This is a genomic window from Proteus myxofaciens ATCC 19692 (genome assembly GCF_001654855.1).
GTDB lineage: Bacteria > Pseudomonadota > Gammaproteobacteria > Enterobacterales > Enterobacteriaceae > Proteus > Proteus myxofaciens.
In genome coordinates, this window is sequence record NZ_LXEN01000014.1 from 1 (window position 1) to 18,632 (window position 18,632).

Annotated in this window: 15 protein-coding genes; 5 read left to right on the top strand and 10 right to left on the bottom strand. The window is 37.2% G+C overall.

The genetic code is table 11. The features are described from left to right. Positions 1 to 214 precede the first annotated feature (214 nt). The 10 genes from M983_RS01405 to nirB form a co-directional block, all read right to left on the bottom strand. Positions 215 to 571 (bottom strand): helix-turn-helix domain-containing protein, encoded by a 357-nt coding sequence (locus M983_RS01405; RefSeq protein WP_074388132.1) that lies wholly within the window; start codon positions 569 to 571, stop codon positions 215 to 217. 339 nt (positions 572 to 910) lie between these two features. After that, positions 911 to 1,918, bottom strand: a complete 1,008-nt coding sequence (gene oppF / locus M983_RS01410; protein ID WP_066745927.1) for a murein tripeptide/oligopeptide ABC transporter ATP binding protein OppF — start codon at positions 1,916 to 1,918, stop codon at positions 911 to 913. Beyond that, the gene (gene oppD, locus M983_RS01415; protein WP_066745930.1) at positions 1,915 to 2,895 is read right to left on the bottom strand and encodes an ABC transporter ATP-binding protein; all 981 of its coding nucleotides are present in this window, start codon (positions 2,893 to 2,895) and stop codon (positions 1,915 to 1,917) included. Before oppD ends, oppF begins: the two co-directional genes overlap by 4 nt. 10 nt (positions 2,896 to 2,905) lie before the next feature. Then, a complete protein-coding gene (oppC, locus tag M983_RS01420) occupies positions 2,906 to 3,814 on the bottom strand; it encodes an oligopeptide ABC transporter permease OppC (protein ID WP_066745933.1) in 909 nt (302 codons plus the stop codon). An 18-nt stretch (positions 3,815 to 3,832) separates the two neighbouring features. Continuing rightward, positions 3,833 to 4,753 carry an oligopeptide ABC transporter permease OppB gene (oppB, locus tag M983_RS01425; protein ID WP_066745936.1) on the bottom strand — a complete coding sequence of 307 codons (921 nt, stop codon included), beginning with the start codon at positions 4,751 to 4,753 and terminating at the stop codon, positions 3,833 to 3,835. Positions 4,754 to 4,836: 83 nt separating this feature from the next. Continuing rightward, entirely contained in the window at positions 4,837 to 6,474 is a 1,638-nt protein-coding gene (gene oppA / locus M983_RS01430; RefSeq protein WP_066745939.1) for an oligopeptide ABC transporter substrate-binding protein OppA, read from the bottom strand. 121 nt (positions 6,475 to 6,595) lie between these two features. After that, positions 6,596 to 8,233, bottom strand: coding sequence for an ABC transporter substrate-binding protein (locus tag M983_RS01435; RefSeq protein WP_066745942.1), 1,638 nt, complete (start codon positions 8,231 to 8,233; stop codon positions 6,596 to 6,598). Positions 8,234 to 8,881: 648 nt separating this feature from the next. Then, a complete protein-coding gene (cysG, locus tag M983_RS01440) occupies positions 8,882 to 10,264 on the bottom strand; it encodes a siroheme synthase CysG (RefSeq protein ID WP_066745944.1) in 1,383 nt (460 codons plus the stop codon). A gap of 27 nt (positions 10,265 to 10,291) precedes the next feature. Next, a complete protein-coding gene (gene nirD, locus M983_RS01445) occupies positions 10,292 to 10,624 on the bottom strand; it encodes a nitrite reductase small subunit NirD (protein ID WP_066745946.1) in 333 nt (110 codons plus the stop codon). After that, the gene (gene nirB, locus M983_RS01450; RefSeq protein ID WP_066745948.1) at positions 10,621 to 13,167 is read right to left on the bottom strand and encodes a nitrite reductase large subunit NirB; all 2,547 of its coding nucleotides are present in this window, start codon (positions 13,165 to 13,167) and stop codon (positions 10,621 to 10,623) included. Before nirB ends, nirD begins: the two co-directional genes overlap by 4 nt. Before the next feature lie 339 nt (positions 13,168 to 13,506). Between nirB and M983_RS01455 the strand changes: the two genes are divergently transcribed. The 5 genes from M983_RS01455 to M983_RS01475 all read left to right on the top strand — a co-directional run bounded on the left by M983_RS01455 (position 13,507) and on the right by M983_RS01475 (position 18,575). Continuing rightward, positions 13,507 to 15,072 carry an ABC transporter substrate-binding protein gene (locus M983_RS01455; RefSeq protein WP_066745950.1) on the top strand — a complete coding sequence of 522 codons (1,566 nt, stop codon included), beginning with the start codon at positions 13,507 to 13,509 and terminating at the stop codon, positions 15,070 to 15,072. Between the two features lie 91 nt (positions 15,073 to 15,163). Further along, positions 15,164 to 16,207: an ABC transporter permease gene (locus tag M983_RS01460; RefSeq protein WP_066745953.1), complete on the top strand. Its 1,044-nt coding sequence runs from the start codon at positions 15,164 to 15,166 to the stop codon at positions 16,205 to 16,207. Further along, complete coding sequence (locus M983_RS01465) at positions 16,207 to 17,037, top strand: ABC transporter permease (RefSeq protein WP_066745956.1); 831 nt, start codon at positions 16,207 to 16,209, stop codon at positions 17,035 to 17,037. Before M983_RS01460 ends, M983_RS01465 begins: the two co-directional genes overlap by 1 nt. Beyond that, complete coding sequence (locus tag M983_RS01470; RefSeq protein WP_066745958.1) at positions 17,030 to 17,866, top strand: ABC transporter ATP-binding protein; 837 nt, start codon at positions 17,030 to 17,032, stop codon at positions 17,864 to 17,866. The genes M983_RS01465 and M983_RS01470 overlap by 8 nt, the downstream gene beginning before the upstream one ends. Then, positions 17,853 to 18,575, top strand: coding sequence for an ABC transporter ATP-binding protein (locus M983_RS01475; RefSeq protein WP_066745961.1), 723 nt, complete (start codon positions 17,853 to 17,855; stop codon positions 18,573 to 18,575). The genes M983_RS01470 and M983_RS01475 overlap by 14 nt, the downstream gene beginning before the upstream one ends. Positions 18,576 to 18,632 lie beyond the last annotated feature (57 nt).

Below are 18,632 nucleotides of genomic sequence, written 5' to 3' on the forward strand. Positions count from 1 at the left end.
ATATGACAAAGACAACGTTAAAGCTATTAAAATAACTTTATTTTTTATTTAAAATAAAAAATACTTTTATTGTATTTTTATTCCATTTCAAATATATTTTTAAATATTAAAATTTGAAAAATAGAATTCCTTCTATAAAGCTATTTCAGATAAAATAACTTTATAAAATAAATGAAGAGTAAATATAATTATTAACTAGTTTAACTATCTAATTTTAATTTTTAACGTCGTAAACTTCTTTTAAAAACCCGACATTTAAAAATGGAACTTTATTGTCTTTGTCATATTTAATTTTATATTTTAATGTGACAACTCGATTAGATACTCTTTCAAAAAAATCGTTAACTGAAACATTAAATATACTTAAAATATGGAGTAACATATCTGCAGAAATTCTACTTACACCTCTTTCATAACGCGATATTTGTTGTTGAGATATATTTAGTTTTTGTGCTAATTCAGCCCCTGTCATTAAATTACGTTTTCGGAGAAGTACAATTTCGTAGCCAATAGAATAACAAAAGATTTTTCTTTCATTGATATATTCATAATCTAATAAAATCTTATTCATTGTATAAAATCTTCTTTTTTTATCACTCTTTGGCAGTAATTTACTTTATGGTTTTCCCAAAATCAAATATTAGCTTATTTTTTAATATTATATATTAGGGAATAATTACTCTTTTTAAGTGTAAGGAAAGTATCAATTATGTATAACAACATCTAATTATGAATAAGTCTCTTTTGGATTGTCTTATTAAGATAGTTATATATACTTATTTATATTTACCCAAAGTCAAAATAAAAGATAATATGCTAGAAATATTACTTAATAAATTTCATGCAAAAAAAATACCTGAGATTAATCAGGCATTTTAAAATGAATAACTAATACTTTATTTGATATCGATTAAAGAGGATCAACTTTTAAGCAAGAAACCGCATGTCTAAAACTTCCTTCCAATAAAGGACGTGTCTTGGCACATTCTTTATCGGCCATCGGACAACGTGTACGAAATATACACCCTGAAGGCGGATTAATAGGTGAAGGTAACTCCCCTTCTAATAATTCGATATGTTTATCACGTTCTTTGTCAGGATCAGGAATAGGCACTGCGGACATCAATGCTTTTGTATAAGGGTGCAGTGGATTATGATAAACCTCATCATACGTTCCTAATTCCACAGCATGCCCTAAATACATCACTAATACCCTGTCTGAAATATGTTTTACCACAGCAAGATCGTGCGCAATAAAAATTAGTGATAATCCCATTTCTTGTTGAATATCTTTTAAAAGATTCACAACCTGAGCTTGGATAGATACATCGAGAGCCGAAACAGGTTCGTCACAAATAACTAATTTAGGTTCTAAAATTAAGGCGCGTGCAATACCAATGCGCTGACATTGTCCTCCTGAGAATTCATGAGGATATCGGTTGATTAAGTTTGGCAATAATCCGACTCTCATCATCATTGCTTTTACTTTTTCAATCACCTGCACATGCTTCATTTTTGGGTGATATGTTTTCAACGGTTCAGCAATAATATCGCCGATTGTCATTCTTGGATTAAGTGATGCAAGCGGGTCTTGGAAAATCATTTGAATATCTTGACGAATATCACGCCATTGCTTATTCCCCATTCCCAAAAGATCATTACCAAGCCATGAAACCGTGCCACCTGATGCTTTTACTAATCCAATAATTGCTCGAGCAAAAGTTGATTTTCCACAGCCTGACTCACCAACAACCCCAAGCGTTTCACCTTCGTATAAGCGTAGCGTGACGCCATCTACCGCTTTTAGGCTTTTTTTCGGTTGCCAAAACCATTGTTTATTATCTTGAACATCGAAGTAAACTTTCAAATCATTAACTTCAAGAATGACCTTTCTATCTTGTAAAGTGGCCTGAGTCATACTAATTCCTCCACCGCTCTAAAACAGGCTCTTAAACGCCCTTGTGCAAAGTTTTCTAACTGAGGCTCACAGCTTAGACATTTTTCTAATGCGTACTGACAGCGTGGCTGAAATGGACAACCTTTAGGTAAGCGCAGTAGATTTGGCGGATTACCAGGAATAGTAGCTAAACGCTCATCTTCACCATCTAATCGAGGAACTGCTTGTAATAATCCAATTGAGTACGGATGCGTTGGTTGATAGAAGATATTACGTGCATTACCGTATTCCATAGTGCGACCTGCATACATCACTAATACTTTATCGCAAATACCCGCTACTACCCCAAGATCGTGCGTTATCATGATAATTGCCGTATTAAACTCATGCTTAAGTTCGTTAAGCAAAGTCATGATTTGAGCTTGCACCGTGACATCAAGCGCGGTTGTTGGTTCATCAGCAATTAATAGTTTAGGTTGACATAAAAGCGCCATTGCAATCATGACACGTTGTCTCATACCACCTGAAAATTCATGAGGATACATCGCCATTCTTTTATGTGCTTCTGGCATTTTTACTGCATCTAGCATACGCACTGATTCTGCATAGGCATCACTTTTATTCATTCCTTTGTGTAGCATAAGCACTTCAATAAGCTGTGTTCCTACTTTCATATAAGGATTTAAGGATGTCATGGGATCTTGAAATATCATGGATATTTCTTCAGCGCGCATTTTATTGAGTTGTTTTTGACTTAAATTGAGGATTTCACGCCCATTAAATTGAGCGCTTCCTGCTGTACGACCATTTTTGGCAAGTAATCCCATCAATGCAAACGCAGTTTGCGATTTACCTGACCCTGATTCGCCGACAATACCTAATGTTTCACCTGCTGATAATTCAAAATTAAGTTTATTAACAGCTGTTACATCACCATCAGGTGTACCAAAGGTCACTGAGAGATCGTTAACACTTAATAACGGTTCTTTGTTTGTCATGTTGTTCTCCTTAGCGATCTTTCGGGTCTAGTGCATCGCGTAAGCCGTCACCAATAAAATTAAAGCAAAATAGTGTGACAACTAGAAATGAAGCAGGGAAAAGTAATAACCAAGGAGAAACTTCCATTGAGTTAGCACCATCACTGAGTAATGCACCCCAACTACTTAGAGGCTCTTGTGTACCTAGCCCTAGGAAACTTAAGAAAGATTCAAATAAAATCATACTAGGTACAAGTAATGAAGCATATACCACAACAACACCTAACACATTAGGAACAATATGTTTTAAAACGATATTTCGTGATGAAACACCACAGACTAATGCGGCTTCAATAAATTCTTTGCGTTTTAGACTGAGCGTTTGCCCTCTTACAATACGCGCCATATCAAGCCAAGACACCATACCAATAGCAACAAAGATAAGGAGAATATTTTGACCAAAAAAGGTCACGAGTAAGATAACAAAGAACATGAATGGGAAAGAGTTTAAGATCTCTAATAAACGCATCATGACAGAGTCAACACGTCCACCAATATATCCCGCCATTGCACCATAAAGTGTACCTACGATTACGGCAACAAATGCAGCGGCAATTCCTACCATCAATGAAATACGTCCACCGATAGCAACACGAACAAGTAAGTCTCGACCTGATGAGTCAGTTCCAAAAAAGTGCGAAGAAGCAAAATCAGGCGCCATTGACATCATGTCCCAATCTGTATCGTCATAGACGAAAGGCGATAACATAGGGGCAAAAACAACAAATAAAAAGATAAAAAAGAGTAGTACTAAGCTCGTAATTGCTGCTTTATTATGCATAAAACGACGGCGTGCATCTTGCCATAAACTACGGCCTTCAATATCGAGTTGCTCCGAGAAATTCCCCAGAGCTTCGCTATTTTCCTTCAGTGATAACATAACGTGCTCCAGTCTTATTTAGTAACGAATTTTCGGATCGATAACAGCGTATAAAATATCAACAATGGCATTAAATAAAATGGTTAATGCACCAACGATAATGGTTAGGCTTAATACGAGAGAGTAGTCGCGGTTTAATGCGCCATTAACGAAGAGTTGTCCTATACCCGGTAATCCGAAGATAGTTTCAATGACCATTGAACCTGTAATGATCCCTACAAATGCAGGTCCCATATAAGAAATAACAGGTAATAGTGCTGGTTTTAAGGCATGACGTAATACTATTCTTTTCATCGGCAAACCTTTCGCTTTTGCCGTTCTTATAAAGTTTGAATGTAATACTTCAATCATTGAGCTACGTGTGATACGTGAAATACTGGCGATATAAGAAAGCGATAATGCAATCATGGGTAATAACATGTATTGAATTTGTCCACCATTCCAACCACCAGCAGGTAACCAATGTAAGCTAATCGCAAAAATAAGGACTAATAATGGCGCAACAACAAAACTAGGTATGACAACCCCCGTCATGGCAAAGGTCATGACGGTATAATCCCATTTGGTATTTTGATTTAGTGCAGCAATAACACCAGCTCCTACACCTAATAACACCGCAAAGACAAAGGCAGAAAGCCCTAATTTAGCAGAAACAGGAAAGGCTTTACTCACTAATGTATTGACGCTGTAGTCTTTATATTTAAATGAAGGCCCTAAATCCCCTTTCGATAATTGAATGAGATAATCGAAATATTGTTTATAGATAGGATCGTTTAAGTGATATTTAGCTTCAATATTTGCCATAACTTCAGGTGGCAATTTTCGTTCACCTGTGAATGGACTACCTGGTGCTAAACGCATCATAAAAAACGAAATCGTTATAAGAATAAAAAGTGTCGGTATAGCTTCTAAAACACGACGAAATATAAATTTGAACATTGCCCGTTCCTATAGCACAAACCTATTCAGGCGTGACGATAAAAAGGCCCTGTCTTATCAATAAAAGACAAGGCCTCGCCCGATTAATTAGCAATAATGTACAGATCTTTAGTATGTAAATTATCCAATGGATCTTTACCTGAATAACCACCAACATAAGGTTTAACTAAACGGGTATTGACATAATAGTAAAGTGGAACAATAGCTGAGTCTTTATCTAAGGCTTCTTCTGCTTTTTGATAAATCGCAGCACGTTCATCATCGGTTTTCACACGTAGTGATTCTTTCATCAATGCATCAAATTGTGGGTTTTTATAGTGAACTGTATTATTACTACTATTTGACAGCATCATGTTAAGGAAAGAAGAAGGTTCGTTATAATCAGCACACCAGCCTGCACGCGCTACATCATAAGAGCCTTGGTGACGTGTATCTAAGAATGTTTTCCATTCTTGGTTTTCAAGAGAGACTTCAGCACCTAAGTTTTTCTTCCAAAGTGAGGAAGCAGCGATAGCGACCTTTTTATGCAGATCTGATGTGTTATACAGTAACTTGAATTTCAGTGGATTTGATTTGTTATAACCTGCTTCTTCTAACAATTGTCGGGCTTTTTCGTTGCGTTGCTCTTGCGATAAAGCCGTAAACCATTCAGGTTTCGTTTCTTTAATACCATCAGTAAATGGTGGAGTGAAACCGTATGCAGGAATATCACCTTGGTTTTTTACTTTATAAGTAATGATATCTCTATCCATCGATAGTTTTAAGGCTTCGCGAACACGAGGATCGTTGAAAGGCGCTTTTTCATTATTAATTTCATAATAATAAGTACATAGATATGGGCTGATGCGTAATTCATCAGGAATTTCTTTTTTTAGTTTTTGGAATAGCTCAATAGGCAAGTTGCTATAAGTCATGTCGATTTCACCAGCACGATAGCGGTTAACATCGGTGACTTCAGAAGAAATTGGTAGATAAGTGACTTTATCAATAACCGTTTTTTTATTATCCCAATAGGTTGGGCTACGTTCTAATTCAATACGTTCATTAACCGTCCAATTTTTTAGATTATAAGCACCATTACCCACAAAATTCGCAGGTTGAGTCCATTTTTCACCAAATTTCTCAATCACTTTTTGGTTAACAGGTGACATTGAGGAGTGAGCAATCAGTTTTGGTAAATAAGGCACCGCTTCTGAAAGCGTAACTTCAAGAGTATGGTCATCAATTGCTTTAACACCTAATTCAGATGGTTTTTTCTTACCTGCAATAATATCGTCAATATTCACAATATGTGCATATTGTAAGTAGCTTTCATAAGGTGATGCAGTATTAGGATCCGCTAAACGTTGCCAGCTATAGACGAAGTCTTGCGCAGTGACAGGCGAGCCATCAGACCATTTTGCATCTTCACGAATTTTAAATGTCCATACTGTGAAATCTTTATTTTCCCAGCTTGTCGCTGAACCCGGTAAAATCTCACCATCAGGTCCAACAATGGTTATTCCTTCAAAAAGATCACGAGCAAGGGCTGATTCAGGAACACCTTCGATTTTATGAGGATCAAGTGATTGAGGTTCAGAGCCATTATTACGCACTAATTGCTGCTTCTCTGCTAATTTAACCCCGTCAGGCACAACGGCTGCATTAGCGCCCATTGCGGATAATCCAAAGATTGCGCCGATTGCAATCGCGAGCGCACTTTTTCTCGATAAATTTGTCATCTTATAAATTACTCCCAGTTAGTGAGCGGGTTGTTTTACAACCGTTTTGTGATGCTTGTGCTGTGTATCGGAACGTTGATACAACATATTGTTTTACAAAAATATATTTAAAAATTATTTTTTAATTATCTGCTTTTATAAAATAGCGTTTTAAGTCCGTATAATCAAAGGGGTCTTTTCCTGTAAATCCCCCTACTTTTGGGCTAACCAGTCTGACACTCACTCGATAATAAACAGGAACAATACCGGAGTCCTTATCTAGCAACGCTTCTGCGCGTTGATAGAGTTGATGACGAGCACCTTCATCAACAGCCATTAGCGCATTATTTAACGCTTCATCATAAGCACTATTATTATAAAAAATGGTATTCAGACTACTTGTAGATAAATATGAATTTAAGAATGACGTTGGCTCATTATAATCAGCACACCATGTCGCTCTTGCGACCTGATAGTTACCTTGGTTGCGACTTTCTAATGCTGTTTTCCATTCTTGATTTTGTAACGTAACGTCAGCGCCAATGTTTTTCTTCCACATTGAAGCTGCAGCAATAGCCTGTTGCTTATTTTGATCAGACGTGTTGTAGAGAAGCGTAAAAGCAAGCGGATTATTATTATCAAATCCTGCTTCTTTTAATAATTGACGTGCTTTTTCATTACGTTGTTCTTGTGTCCAGCTAGCCCATTCAGGCGCTTTAAAATGACCGTTATTAATAAATGAAGGTGTAAATGAATAAGCGGGTATTTGTCCTTGTCCCATTATTTTTTCAGCGATAATGTTCCTGTCTAAACTTAATTTAACCGCTTCTCGCACACGAGCATCATCAAAAGGCGCGCGTTTATTATTTAATTCATAGAAAAAGGTGCATAAATAAGGTGTAACATGCAAATTCTCAGGTTGCTCTTGTTTCATCTTTTTATACAAAATTGGTGGTATTGCGCTATTGGTAATCTGTATTTCACCACTACGATAGCGATTAATATCACTTGTTTCTGAATTAATAGGTAAGAAAGTTGCTTGATCAATAATGGTATTTTTATTATCCCAATACAGTGGGTTGCGCTTTAATGTTAACTTTTCATTTACTACCCATTTATCAAGCGTATAAGCACCATTACCAATAAAATGTTCAGGTCGTGTCCAATTAATGCCGTATTGTTCAATAACCTCTTTTTTCACAGGCTTTAATGAAGTGTGATTAAGCATATTAATTAAATAAGGGACAGGTTGGGTAAGTTTTACTTGGAATGTATGTGCATCAATGGCTTTCACACCGAGTGTATCTGGCTTTTTTTTACCAGTAAGAATATCTGCAACATTTTCAACATAAGCATATTCAAGATAACTGGCATAAGGTGAACCGGTTTGAGGATCAACTAAGCGACGCCAGCTATAAACAAAATCATTAGCGGTAACAGGCGAACCATCACTCCATTTCGCATCTTTACGTAAATAGAAAGTCCATATTTTATTATCATCCGTATCCCAACGCTCAGCAACCCCAGGTTTATTTTCACCATCAGCGCCAATGTAGACTAAACCCTCTAGCACATTAAGAATAATATTGCTTTCTGGCACGCCTTCAACTTTATGCGGATCGAGTGATGAAACCTCAGTACCATTATTAATGACAATATTTTGCTGTTTGGCAAGAATAGTGCCATCAGGAGGTGTAACTGCATTAGAAAAAAAAGAAGTGAATGCAAGTGAAATAATGCTCGCAGTTAATATCTTGGTTGATATCACCTTATTTTTCATTAGTACCTCTCCTGATAAATGCGTATTTATAGTGGGGCTGTATTAATCACAATATGAATAATATTTAAATTCTAGTGGATAATTTCTCATCTCGTTCTTATTAAGATATTTATTAGATAAAATAAGTGTAACACTGATATTTTTTACACTTATCGTAACTTTTGTCAATCAGTCTAGTATTCTTATATATTAACTTTGTTTAGACCAGAAAGGCACTACCTTCTTCAATTTCAAAAAATATAACGTAACAAGTAAAAACAACAAATAAACATTTATTTAACATTGCGCAACTTTTATAGATAGAAAACCTACCTAGCTCACAGAATTAATATATTTGGGATGTTTTTTATCTGATATGCAGAACTTTGTTATGTGGTAATTGTAAAAAAATGATGTCTAAAATCATCTGAAAAATGAAAGAAACCGTTTCTAAAATAAAATGAAATAGTAGAGAACATTATATTTAGCATATTAAATAAACATCTTTATTCATTATTTTTAATTTTACTTATAAATGTTTAAATGATAATAAAAATAACACTCATTTTCTTTTTATTTCTTTAAGTTAGACAAAAAATCCCAGTATTGTTATTCAATACTGGGATTAATTTAAAATCATTTTGTCAAAACATTATCGTAGAAAAATGACTAATTTATTGAGTTTGATTGAAACCAACGTAATTTTTCATTTAGGCTGACAACTTCACCAACAATAATAAGAGATGGACTTTCTCTATGTTTTGCCATTTCTGCAAGTTGGCCTAATTGTCCTATCACCACTTTTTGTGTTGGCAGTGTGCCTTTTTCAATAATAGCAACAGGAACAGACGGTCGCATTTTTTGGCTAAGTAACATTTCTTGAATATAACTCGCTTTGTTTAATCCCATATAAAAAACAAGTGTTTGATTTGCTTTTGCAATACATTGCCATTGAGCATCATTTAGCTCTTTGCCATGCCCTGTAATAAAACGAACACTTTGCGCATAATCACGATGAGTTAAAGGAATGCCAGCATACGTTGTACAGCCTGATGCAGCAGTGATACCAGGAATAACAGAAAACGGCACTTGGTGTTCAATTAAAGCCTCTAGCTCTTCACTACCTCGACCAAAGATAAAAGGATCACCGCCTTTTAATCTCACAACACGTTTTCCTGCTAGGGCTTCTTTTATCAATATTTGGTTAATTTCGTCTTGAGGGACACAGTGGAAGCCGGCTCGTTTGCCAACATAAATACGCTGTGCATCTCTACGAACTAACGCCATAACATCATCAGAGACTAATCTATCATATACAACGACATCGGCTTGTTGGCACTGTTGTAGCCCTTTTATCGTCATTAATCCTGCATCACCAGGACCTGCACCCACTAATGTTACACTGCCTTCTGGTTGTGTTGTTTCTGAAAGTAGCGCATCAATTCGTTGCTCAACTCTCGCTTCGCGTTGAGCTTCTATTTCTGTTTGTAATGCTTTGTCTTCAAAGAATTGCTCCCAGAAATAACGTCTTGCACTCATTGACACAAAACGTTGCTTTACTCTATCTCTTAATTTTCCTGCGATTTGCGCTAATGTACCTAATGAATTAGGTAATAATTGCTCTATTTTCTCACGTAATATGCGTGCTAATACAGGGGCTTTGCCTCCTGATGAAATTGCAATCATAAGAGGAGAACGATCAATAACAGATGGCATGATAAAGCTTGCTTGTTCTGGTGAATCCACAACATTACAGAAAATATGCTTTTCTGTTGCAGTTTGATAAACATGTTGATTCACTGCTTCATCATCGGTTGCAGCTATCACCAACCATTTATTTTCTAAATAATCAGGATGATATTCCTCATTAATGCAAATGAGTTTTTGCTCTGTTTGCCATTCTAAAAATTGCGATGTAAACGAAGGCGAAACAACGTAAAGCATTGCTCCTGCATCCATTAATAAACGCGCTTTTCGTTCTGCTATTTCACCGCCACCAATTAATAAACATGGTTTATCTTTTAGCTGACAGAATATTGGAAAATAATCCATATTCGTTCTCCTATGCCACAGCATTAATTAATCGTTAAGACGGACATACACAGTTTTACCTTCTGTTTTTACTTGATAATGAGCTATTGAGAATTGCTCATCTTCAAGGCAAAGACCGTCAGTTAAACGAAAATGCTGTTTTTTTAAAGGACTTACGATATATAACTCATTTTCATATTCAGCGATTAATCCTCTTGATAACACACTCGATTGTGCAAAAGGATCAATATTGCTCAATGCATATAAACGATCGTCGTTATAAGGACGAAAAATAGCTACTTGCTCTTGTTCTACCAGTGCACACACGCCTGTTTGAGGTGTGATATCGTCTAATTGACAAACAGCTGTCCATTGGCTCATGAGTGTTCCTCCTCTGTCACCATTTTGATATCAATTCGCTCATGCAAACGTGCTGGGCGATGTTGAAAACGTTCTTTCACCATATGAACACTAGGATCTGGCATTGGATTATTGACGAAGTGAGCAAAGCGTTTACGAGCATGTTCATCATCTACTGTTTCTTTCCACTCACACGCAAAGCGTTCACGTATTGCTTTAAGCTCTTTTTCTAATTGCGCATTTAATTTTAATTTATCGTTGATAATGACATCACGGAGATATTCAATGCCGCCTTCTAGATTTTCTAACCAAACAGAGGTACGTTGTAACTTATCGGCAGTGCGAATATAAAACATCATAAAACGATCAATATAGTGGACTAGCGTTTCTTCATCTAAATCAGCGGCAAGAAGATCAGCATGGCGCGGTTTCATACCACCATTACCACCAACATAAAGATTCCAGCCTTTATCTGTCGCAATGATACCGACATCTTTACCTTGTGCTTCTGAACACTCACGCGTACAACCTGATACCCCAAATTTCATTTTGTGTGGTGTTCTTATTCCTTTGTAGCGATGTTCTAGCGATACACCTAAACCAACACTGTCACCCACACCAAAACGACACCAGCTGCTTCCTACACACGTTTTTACCATACGCAATGCTTTTGCATAGGCATGCCCTGTTTCAAATCCAGCAGCTATCAGCTTTTGCCAAATATCAGGTAAGTCTTGTTTATGAGCACCAAACATCGCCATACGCTGTGAGCCGGTAATTTTGGTGTAAAGATCGTATTCTTGTGCGATTTGACCAATAGCAATCATACCTGCGGGTGTAATTTCACCACCAGGAGAACGAGGAATAATGGAGTAAGTGCCATCTTTTTGCATATTAGCGAGAAAATTGTCATTGGTATCTTGTAATGGCACTAAATCATCACGTAATACATAATCATTCCAGCAAGAAGCAAGCAGAGAGCCGATTGTCGGTTTACAAATTTCACAGCCATAACCATGACCGTGTTTTTGTAAAATATCTTCATAGGTTTTTAAACCTTCAACACGGATAAGGTGATAAAGCTCTTGGCGAGAATAATGAAAATGCTCACAAAGATGGTGATTAACTTCAATACCTTGTTTGCTTAACTGAGCATTAAGAACTTGTGAGATTAGCGGAATACAACCACCACAGCCTGTTCCTGCTTTTGTTTCTGCTTTGATAGCAGCCACAGTATGACAACCACCCTCAACAGCTTTAATAATGTCGCCTTTACTCACATCAAAACAAGAGCAAATTTGAGCAGTATCAGGGAGTGAATCAACACCTATTGCAGGTTTGCTACCAGCATGAGCAGGTAAAATTAGCGTATCGGGATGTTCTGGTAATTCAATGGTGTTTAATGTGAGTTGAAGAAGATTACCGTAATCTTGGGTATCACCAACTAATACAGCACCCAACAAGTATTTATTGTCTTCACTAACAATAAGTCGTTTATAAATTTCTTTGCTTTCATCAAGATAAATATAGCTACGACAACCTTCTTGGTGACCATGAGCATCACCAATACCACCAACATCAACACCTAATAATTTTAATTTAGCGCTTAAATCTGCACCTTGGAATTGTGTGTTATTACCTAATAAGTGATCAACAGCAACTTGTGCCATTTTATAGCCAGGTGCAACGAGTCCGAAGACTTTATTATGCCAAGAAGCACATTCACCAATTGCATAAATATCAGGATCAGATGTTTGGCAATGGTCATTTATAACAATACCGCCACGTTGTGCAATGTCGAGGCTACATTGACGCGCTAATTTATCTTTAGGTCGTATGCCTGTTGAAAATACAATAAAGTCAACTTCAAGCGAAGTACCATCGGCAAACTCAAGTGTTTTACGCGCTTCAGTTCCCGTTGATAGAATCTCTAAGGTATTTTTAGAGGTATGAACTTTAACGCCCATTTGTTCTATTTTACGTTTTAATTGCTCTCCACCTAATGTATCAAGTTGTTCTGCCATTAAGTTAGGTGCAAATTCGATAACGTGAGTTTCAATACCTAAGGTTTTTAATGCGCCAGCGGCTTCAAGTCCTAATAATCCACCACCAATAACAGCACCTTTGCGACTAACACGGGCGCAAGCTTCAATTGCATTTAAATCTTCAATGGTTCGATAAACAAAACAATCAGGCGAGTTACTTCCTTTGATTGGCGGTATCCACGGATAAGATCCCGTTGCCATAATTAATTTATCGTAATTAACACAACGACCTGTATTGGTATGCACCAATTTTTCTTCACGATTGATAGTGATAACGCGTTCACCGACTAATACATCGACTTGGTGTTTTTCGTAATATCCCTCTTTTACTAAAGAGAGTTCTTCAGCCGTATGATGAGAGAAATAAGAAGAGAGATGAACCCTGTCATATGCAACACGAGGTTCTTCGCAAAAGACGATAATGTGGTACTCTTCATTTCCGCCTTTATCAATCAGCTCTTCGATATAACGGTGACCTACCATCCCGTTACCGATAATCGCTACTGTTTTTTTGCTCATTTTTGCCTCAGATTTAAAGGTATCTAAAGCTAAAATACAAAACCATTAATAAGATATATTGATGAATATCAAACAGAGCTTAATCAATTCAGCTACTACACCTTAATAGTCAATTTTATTAAATATATTTACTACTAAAGTGGTATATGAAAAGTCTTTTTTGGCAAGCAATTATTCCTATACTACAATTAATATCATTTTGTTATAACTAAGTGTTATATGTAAGCGTAATAAAAACTTTGCGCATTCACTGGGTTTTACCTATGTTAAGTTCACAAAGTAATAAATAATAAGTTATTGACATAAGAATTTAGTAATACCTTTTTCAGGGAGCATTCTATGAAAGCAAAATTATTATCGTTATTAGTGGTTAGTGCACTTTCTGTTCCTGTACTCGCAGCTACACCTGCCAATACACTAATTGTGGTACAAGGCCTTGATGATCTTGTTAGCCTTGATCCTGCTGAAAGTAATGAATTATCAAGTATTCAGACCGTACCTAGCCTTTATCAGCGTATTGTTCAGCCTAATCGTGAAAACCCAGAAATTAATGAACCTATTTTAGTAGAAAGCTGGAAAGCAGACCCTAAACAAAAATCTATCATCTTTAAAATAAAACCGGATGCAAAATTTGCCTCTGGCTCTCCTGTTCGCCCTGAAGATATTCTCTTTTCTTATCAACGTGCAATTAAGATGAACAAATCGCCAGCCTTTATTTTAAATGTGTTAGGTTGGAAAACAGATAACATCGACTCATTATTAAAAAAAGTCAGTAATGATGAGTTTGAAGTCCGCTGGACAGCAGATGTTAGCCCTGATGTGGTGTTAAATATTCTCTCAACCCCTATCGCGTCTATTGTTGATGAAAAATTAGTGTCTCAACATATCAAAAATAATGACTTTGGTAATGGTTGGCTGAAAATGCATTCAGCAGGAAGTGGTGCTTATAAAATGCGTACTTATCAGCCACGTCAAGCCATTGTGTTAGAGGCAAATCCGCTTTCTCCTACTGGCGCACCTAAAACTCCTAATGTCATTATAAAAAATGTACCAGACCCTGCTTCACGCCGTCTTCTTATTGAAAAAGGTGATGCTGATATCGCCCGTGAATTAGGAACAGACCAAGTTGCCGCTTTAGCAGGAAAAGCAGGCGTCAAAATTTTAGATATCCCTTCTGCTGAGCAAGTGTATATGGCGTTTAATACAGCAAGTGGTAACGCTGTATTAAAAGAGCCTGCATTTTGGGAAGCTGCTCGTTATCTTGTCGACTATAAAGGTATTACAGAAGATTTGATGCGTGGACAATATTTTATCCACCAAAGCTTTTTACCTGTGGGTTTACCAGGTGCATTAAAAGATAATCCATTTACGTTTGATCCTGAAAAAGCCAAGGCCATTCTTACTAAAGCTGGTATTGAAAATGCGCATTTTACGCTTGATGTCGAAAATAAAGTGCCTTATATCACTGTTGCACAATCAATACAGGCGAGTTTTGCTCAAGCCAATGTAAAAGTGGATTTACTTCCTGCAGCTGGAAGCCAAGTGTATAGCCGTGTTCGCGCTAAACAGCATCAAGCAGCGATTCGCTTTTGGATACCAGATTATTTTGATGCACATTCAAACGCGAGCGCATTTGCCTATAACGATGGTCAATCTAATACTGTTGCTTGGTTAAATGGCTGGCAAATTCCTGATATCAGCAAACAAACATTAGCAGCACTTAATGAAGCCGATAAAACTAAACGTCAATCACTTTATACCGATATGCAAAAAGAGTTACAGCGTAGCTCGCCTTATGTCTTTATTGATCAAGGCAAAAATCAAATCGTGTTACGTGATAATGTAAATGGCTATGCCCAAGGCTTAAATGCTGACATGGTCTATTATGATAAAGTGACTAAATAATTTTTAAATCAAGCCACTCGTTATATCGCTATTAGAACGTTAGCAATATGGCGAGTGGTCTCTTTTTTATCATTTCATTAGGCTAAGCTGTATGACGACTGTGATAAATTCCTCCTCACGTCTAAAAGAAAAATTAGCAACCTTGGCTCAAGGTATTTTGACTCTCATACTGACGCTTTTGGGATTGCTGATTATTACCTTTACACTTTCTGCATTTTCACCTGTTGATCCTGTCTTACAAATTGTTGGCGATCATGCCAGTATTGAAACTTATAATCAGGTTAAACATGAATTAGGGTTAGACCAACCTATTTATCTCCAATTTTTTCATTATGTGGGAGCCTTAATACAAGGTGATTTTGGTACTGCGACATCGACAGGACAGCCTGTATTTGATGATTTGCTTTCAACTTTTCCTGCTACACTGGAATTAGCCACTATTGCCCTCTTTTTTGGTGCCAGCTTAGGGATTATTTTTGGTGTGCTATGTGCACGATTTGCGGGCACACCTTTAGATTTTATTTTGCGTATTGTCACATTATTAGGTAGCTCGGTGCCTATTTTTTGGTTAGGTCTTATCTTACTTCTTCTTTTTTATGCCACATTGCAATGGACAGCAGGACCAGGACGCTTAGACGATATTTATCAATTCACAATAACGCCTGTTACAGGGTTTGTGCTTATTGATACGTTACTATCTGGTGATAAAGATGCCTTTATTAATGCCTTATCACACCTTATTTTACCCGTTTCATTACTCGCTTATTTCGCATTAGCCTCTATTACACGATTAACACGTTCAGCCTGTTTAAATGAAATGGATAAAGAATATGTCACATTGGCTCGCGCTAAAGGTGTCAGTGAAATACGCATTCTCTTTTTCCATATTTTGCCTAATATACGCGGTGTGTTATTAACGATTATCGCCCTTGCTTATACCAATATGCTAGAAGGTGCAGTATTAACAGAAACGGTATTTTCTTGGCCTGGTATCGGTCGCTATCTAACAACAGCTCTTTTTGCGGGTGATAGTACCGCGATTATGGGTGGGACTTTAGTGATTGGTTTGTGTTTTGTGCTTATTAATAATATGACCGACATTATTATTCGTTTAACCGATCCGAGGCTTCGCTAATGTCATTTACATTCTTAAAAAAAATAGCGCGTTCGCCTTCAGCCTTTATTGGGTTATCACTTTTATTGCTTTTTATCTTTATGGCTATTTTTGCACCTTGGTTAGCACCACAAGATCCCAATTGGCAAAATGCAGCACAAAGATTACTTGCACCTAATGCACAACATTGGTTAGGTACTGATAATTATGGCCGTGATATTCTCTCTCGCCTTATTTATGGCACACGTCCTATGCTGGGATTAGTTGGGCTTGTTGCTCTTATCACATTACCATTAGGTTTGTTTATTGGTGTTATTTCAGGTTATTACGGTGGCTGGGCTGAACGCATTTTAATGCGATTTACTGATATAGTGATGTCTATGCCATCCCTTATTCTCGCTTTTGCCTTTGTGGCAATGCTAGGGCCTGGTTTACTCAATGGCGCATTAGCCCTCGCATTAACAGCATGGCCTGCTTATGCTCGCCAAGCTCGTAGTGAGATTCAACATCTTCGTAATAGTGATTATCTTGCTGCTGCTGAAATGATGGGGATTAACGGCATACGGTTATTATGGGGCCATATTCTCCCCTTATGCTTACCTTCAGCGATTGTGCGTTTAGCGCTTAACCTTGCTGTGATTATTCTAGCCGCTGCTGGATTAGGGTTCCTTGGTTTAGGTGCTCGCCCACCAATGGCGGAATGGGGGGCAATGATTGCGGATGGTATGCCTGTTATTTTTGATCAATGGTGGGTAGCTGCAATTCCGGGTTCCGCTATTTTGGTAAGTAGCCTCGCCTTTAACTTATTAGGTGATGGATTACGTGATGTACTAGGAGATACTCGTGACTAAACAATCATTAATTGAAGTAGATAAACTCTGTATTGATTTTCCTACAGCAAGAGTTGTCAATAATGTCACGTTTTCTTTAGGACAAGAGCGTTTAGCTATTGTTGGTGAATCAGGATCAGGCAAATCCATGACAGCACGCGCATTAATGGGACTTGTGCGTCAGCCGGGTAAAGTCACAGCAAACACATTAAATTTAATGGATAATAGCTTATTAAATTTATCACCTCGTCAATGGAATACCATTAGAGGAAAAACATTATCAATGGTATTACAAGATCCACGCTATGCATTGAACCCCGTTAAAACTATTTATCAACAAGTTGATGAAACTGTAAAACTACATCAAAAGCTTTCTCGTAGTGAAAGGCGCCAGCTTATTATCGAAACGTTATTATCTGTCGGTTTACCAGAACAGAATATTTATCGTTATCCTGGTGAACTATCAGGTGGTATGGGACAACGTGCGATGATTGCTATCGCACTCATTAATAACCCTGCCATTTTAATTGCTGATGAGCCAACTTCTGCGCTAGATGCACAATTACGTCATCAAATTTTAGAACTTATCATTTCGCAATGTGAGCAACGCAAAATGGGTTTAATCCTGATTAGCCATGATCTTCCTTTAGTGGCTGAATATTGTGACCGCGTGATGGTAATGTATCAAGGTGAGCAAGTTGATGAACTTTCTGCTAGTGCTTTACCTCATGCCACTCATCCTTATACGCGTACATTATGGACATGTCGCCCTAATGCCAGCACTTACGGGACTCAATTACCTGTATTAGATAGGACATTACATTTTAAAGGACTTTATGATGCTAGTTGATATCCATAAATTACATGTCCAATTTAAACAAGGTAGCCAAATAAAACACGTTGTCAAAGGCATTGATTTACAAATAAAACAAGGCGAAACGTTTAGTCTTATTGGTCGTTCAGGGTGTGGTAAATCAACGGTACTACGCGTTATCGCAGGCTTACTACATGATTGGCAAGGTGATGTTTCACTGCTAGGACAACCTATTAATGCAAAACAGCATTTTTACGGTCAATTGCGTCGTAATATACAAATGGTGTTTCAAGATCCCTATGCTTCTTTACACCCTCAACATCGTATTGAACGTGCTTTTTCTGAGCCATTGAAGATACATCATATACCTTTTGATAATAGCAAAATTGAAGATGCATTAGCTCAAGTTGGTTTATCAGCAGATATTGCTAATCGCTATCCTCATCAATTATCAGGAGGCCAGCGCCAACGTGTTGCTATTGCGAGAGCCCTTTTATTACAACCGCAATTATTGCTTTTGGATGAGCCAACCTCTGCATTAGATATGTCAGTACAAGCCGAGATCTTAAATCTACTTAATAAACTGAAAAAACAGCACAATATGACTTATTTATTAGTTAGTCATGATGCTGATGTTATCGCGCATATGTCAGATAGCGCGGCATTAATGGAAAACGGTGAATTAACACGTCACTACGATAGAGAAGCGCTTTCTAAAGGCATACATGCCATTGATAGAGAATAAAGAAAAAGCGCAGTATAGATAATAAATATACTGCGCTTTTATTGAAAAGATACGCTG